Origin of the sequence: Streptomyces sp. SolWspMP-5a-2 (assembly GCF_900091845.1) — a bacterium.
Classification (GTDB): domain Bacteria; phylum Actinomycetota; class Actinomycetes; order Streptomycetales; family Streptomycetaceae; genus Streptomyces; species Streptomyces doudnae.
Genome location: NZ_FMCI01000008.1, coordinates 1 through 3,812, shown reverse-complemented (window position 1 = coordinate 3,812; position 3,812 = coordinate 1). Strand labels below are relative to the sequence as shown.

General features: G+C 65.7%; 1 protein-coding gene and 1 pseudogene. One reads left to right on the top strand and one right to left on the bottom strand.

Annotation, left to right across the window (positions count from 1 at the left end):
- Positions 1 to 112: pseudogene (locus GA0115242_RS42400) on the top strand (transposase); the annotation flags it as partial.
- A 328-nt stretch (positions 113 to 440) separates the two neighbouring features.
- Here the strand turns inward: GA0115242_RS42400 and GA0115242_RS00585 are convergent.
- A complete protein-coding gene (locus GA0115242_RS00585) occupies positions 441 to 3,215 on the bottom strand; it encodes a DUF6924 domain-containing protein (protein ID WP_093823326.1) in 2,775 nt (924 codons plus the stop codon).
- Positions 3,216 to 3,812 lie beyond the last annotated feature (597 nt).

Here is a 3,812-nt window from a genome sequence, read left to right as displayed (position 1 = left end):
GGCGTCTAAACGCTGGAAGCAACTGACGCGCTGGACCCACCGCCGCGACCGACTCCCCGACACCTACCGCGCCATCGCCAGCCTCGTATCCGACCGCACCGCCACCACCTGAGAACAGCCGTGAGCAGGGAAAACACACCTCACCCGCTATCACGCACCAACTCGTAAGAAACGGATGCCGGAGCGGTCGCTGCTGGACATCGTGGCGCGCACGGCCTACTGGATCGAGTGGTAGCACCGCTTCGGGCCGGCCTCCGGCAACGACCCGAAACTGGTTACAACTTCTAAACCAAAGGCTTTTGCTGCGGGGCCAGTAGCAGTGCGACCGGTGATCGGCGGGGGCGCGCGAAGCGACGGAGGCTTGCCTGGTTGCCCGACGGCCCGGGTGGAATGACCGGCCCCGGCCCGCTATGTTTCCGCACTGTGTGTCGCGGGACCTGTCAGTCCACCATGCGCTCGCTCACCCCGTCGCCGGCGAAGTCCTCGAAGTCCATGTTGGAAATGCCCAGGTTGATGCTGACCTCGATTGCCGCATTGGGCCGAATGCGGAACTGCGTTGTGAAGGCGTCCTCGTCCTGCGCGAAGGGTTCGCCGTCCCACTCGGTGGACACTGCGAGCAGAGGGTGCTTCTCCTCGCGCATCGTGGTGGCGTCGGCGATGAAAACCACGCCGGGCAGTCCGAGTGAGGACATGGCTACGAGGACAGCCTTGATGATCCGCTCGGCGGGCACTCCGTCGTATGCCGGTTCGGAGATGAGGTACGGCTCCGCCTCGTTCTCCATCCACGGTTCCTGAAGTTCCGCGAGGACCCGGTTCCAGGCGTCCTCGTCGGTGAAGTCGGTGCGGATCACCAGCGGGCTGAGTTCGTCGCGCTCCCCCATCACCAAGGGCGGAAGGTCGTCCTCGGTGTCGGGCGTCACGACGGACGTGGGCCGCGGAGCCAACACGCCGCCCAGCAGCACGCCGCCGAGCTTCTCAGCGCTGGGCACCACCCCGGACACACGGAACAGCAGCTCGAAGCGGTGCAAGTGATGCACGCTCTCGTCCAGCGCGACGGCTACCTCGGGTACCTTGGCCCCCTTTTCACGGCGGGGATGGTCCGTGAACTCGCTCACGAGCAGGCCGCGTTGATGAAGACTGAACCGCGTCCCGTAACCGTTTCCGCCGGACGGAGCGTGCACGGCCGCACACGACGTCAAGGGCGCCAACTCTCCCAGCGGGAGTGCGGCATCGTCGCTGAGAAGGATGACGTCTGGCCCCATGGCGATCGCTGCGATGATGCTCCCCTCTCCCACCGCCTCCTGATGCTGCTGGAGTTCACGCCACGTACCTTGCATCGCCGAGTCGGATGTGACACCAACGCGTTCAAGAACCTCGGCAGGCGTGCTCTCTTTCACCACCGCAACGCAGAATCCGTGGCGCTGCCCCATCAATGCTGCGAACCATGCGGCCAGCGCGTCGTTGTGTGGCATGGTCGGCTCGCGCACCGGCCCCGAGCCGATCCGTGTCGAGCTGTTGGCGGATGCCCAGACGGCGGCCCCCGTCTCGTCCCGCAACTCTGCCGCGCCTCGTGCGACGACCAGTTCGGTGCCCGGCCCGGCAATGCGTTCCATTTCGGAGCCGTCCAGGGCCAGTGTGCGCAGAAAGCCATCCTTGTCGAGCTCAAGGACGTTCTGGCTGTCGTAGTACCTGTCCCAGTGCGAGGTGTGGCCCTTCACGATGCAGCGGAGGACTCGGCCGTCGTGGAAAAGTACGGTCGACCCGTCATCACTGGTGAGCGACTGTCCGTAGAGGCTTTCGCCCCGGTGCATCGTCGATCCCCGGGCCACCGTGCGCAACTCGCCCGATCCAGCGGAGATCTCGGGGATTCCAGAGCTCCACACGACTCCGCCGTGAGCGTCAGTCAGGGTCAGCTCGCCGGTGTCGCGCATGTCCAGCCGCCGCACGCCCTGCCACGCGGTACCCGTACTCCACACCCGCTGGCCGTGATGGTCCCAGGCGACGAAATCTCCATCAGGGCCCAGGGACAGTAGTCTCGATGACTGTGCGTCGCTAACCCACACGTACTCGCGTGTGAGGTTGTCGCGGATCGCCAACTGCGGACTGTACACCCCATCCAGAACCGTGAATCGGCCCGACGGCGAGGTCAAGGACTCCATTGAGAGCCTGCCGCCGAGCGGAAGCCATGAACACCCGGCCTGCCATTCCGAGGGCGGTGAGGCATCCTCGGGCGGCGGTGGCGCCGGAACGTCAGGTGACGCCTGCACGACACGTATGCCCTGGTAGGCGGCGGGAGCGTGGCCCATGCGTTGGCGATATCCGACGAATCCGCCGATGTCGGCGAGGAACCGGACGGATTCGAGTTGCAGGTGTGGGGAGCCGTTGTTGCCGGTGACCTCAAGGCGGTAACGGGCGAAGGCTGCGGGCTCGGCGATCCGGTACAGCTGAGACCTGTGACGGCCGGGGAAGGACTGACCCGTGCGGGCATCGAGGGTTCGCCACCGTCTCCCGTCCGCCGAACCTCGCAGCGTCCATGCCGCCGGATCGCGATCAGGCGCATCGTTCGCGGAGGTCAGCACGTACCGATCTACCGGGACCGGTCCGGTCAGCTGGAATTCCAGCGACGCACGGTTTTGGAACGCGAACCATTTGCTGCTCGACGCGTCCACGAGATTCGCGGCCACCTCACCCGCGCCGCGGTGCTCGGCACTGGCCCGCACAACACTCACCAGGTTGCCCACTTCTGCGTTGCCGGACGGACTCGCCGCACGCAACACCACCGAATATGCGTCGCCGGACCGGTCCTGCCAGGCCACCCATCGTGCGGGTGCCTCGCTGCCTTCCTCCACAAGCACCCGCAGCCGTCCCGCCGGAAGCCACCCATCGGTGTCCTGGACCCGCGTGTCGAACTCGTACCCGCGATCACGGTACCCATCCCTAGGGTGGTCCCGCGGGTCGTCGAGCTCGCCCCGGACCTCCACGACGTCACCCTCGGCGGTGCGCCGATTGCCGTAGCAGCTGGCCATGTCCGGTGAGAAGCCGACTGCGCACTGCGCGCCGTCCTCGGTGGCCCAGGACAGCTGCGCCGGCACTTCGCCTCCGCCGTCGTCCAGGTGCACCAGCAACCGCGCCCCCGGCACCCACTGCTCGGAGTCCCACGCGCGCCACCAGATCCGAAACGCGAACACAGATTCCTCATCCGATACCGGCCGCACAGATGCTCCTCGCCCACAATAGCGCCAAAGGCAGACGCTCCATCGATACATGATGACACGACCATATACACCCCCTCCCCACGTTCAGCGACCGGCTATGCCCCGACAGCACAAGTAGATTGTCTGGGAAGGCGCCGAGGTGTGACGAAGTGTGTGCTGCTCTCACAAACGAACAGATGCGAGAGTTCTGCGAGAGCCCCGAAGGCGATCACATTTCCGCAGGTTGCCATTCGCAAAACCCGTGTCAAAACCCAAAGGGTTTCGCGAAACAGTTCTGACACCATGATCGGGTGGAACTGACACCCGATCAAGCCGCAGTCGCGGTAGAACGAAACGAATGTCCAAAGTGCGAAGCCCTCGCCGGGAGTCCATGCCGCACCCGCGGCGGGAGACGCCACCAAGTACTACACCGCCCGCTTCATCCAAGTGCCCGCCCTCCGGGAAGAACTCGACGTCCTCGTGCTCGAAGACCGCGGCCCCGGGCGACCATGGAAACCGGGCCCGCCCGTCGAGGCCGAGCCGGCCGCCGCGGCCAAGCCGATCCGGATCGGGTACGCGCGCTGCTCGACCGCACAGCAATAACAACGGCTAACACAA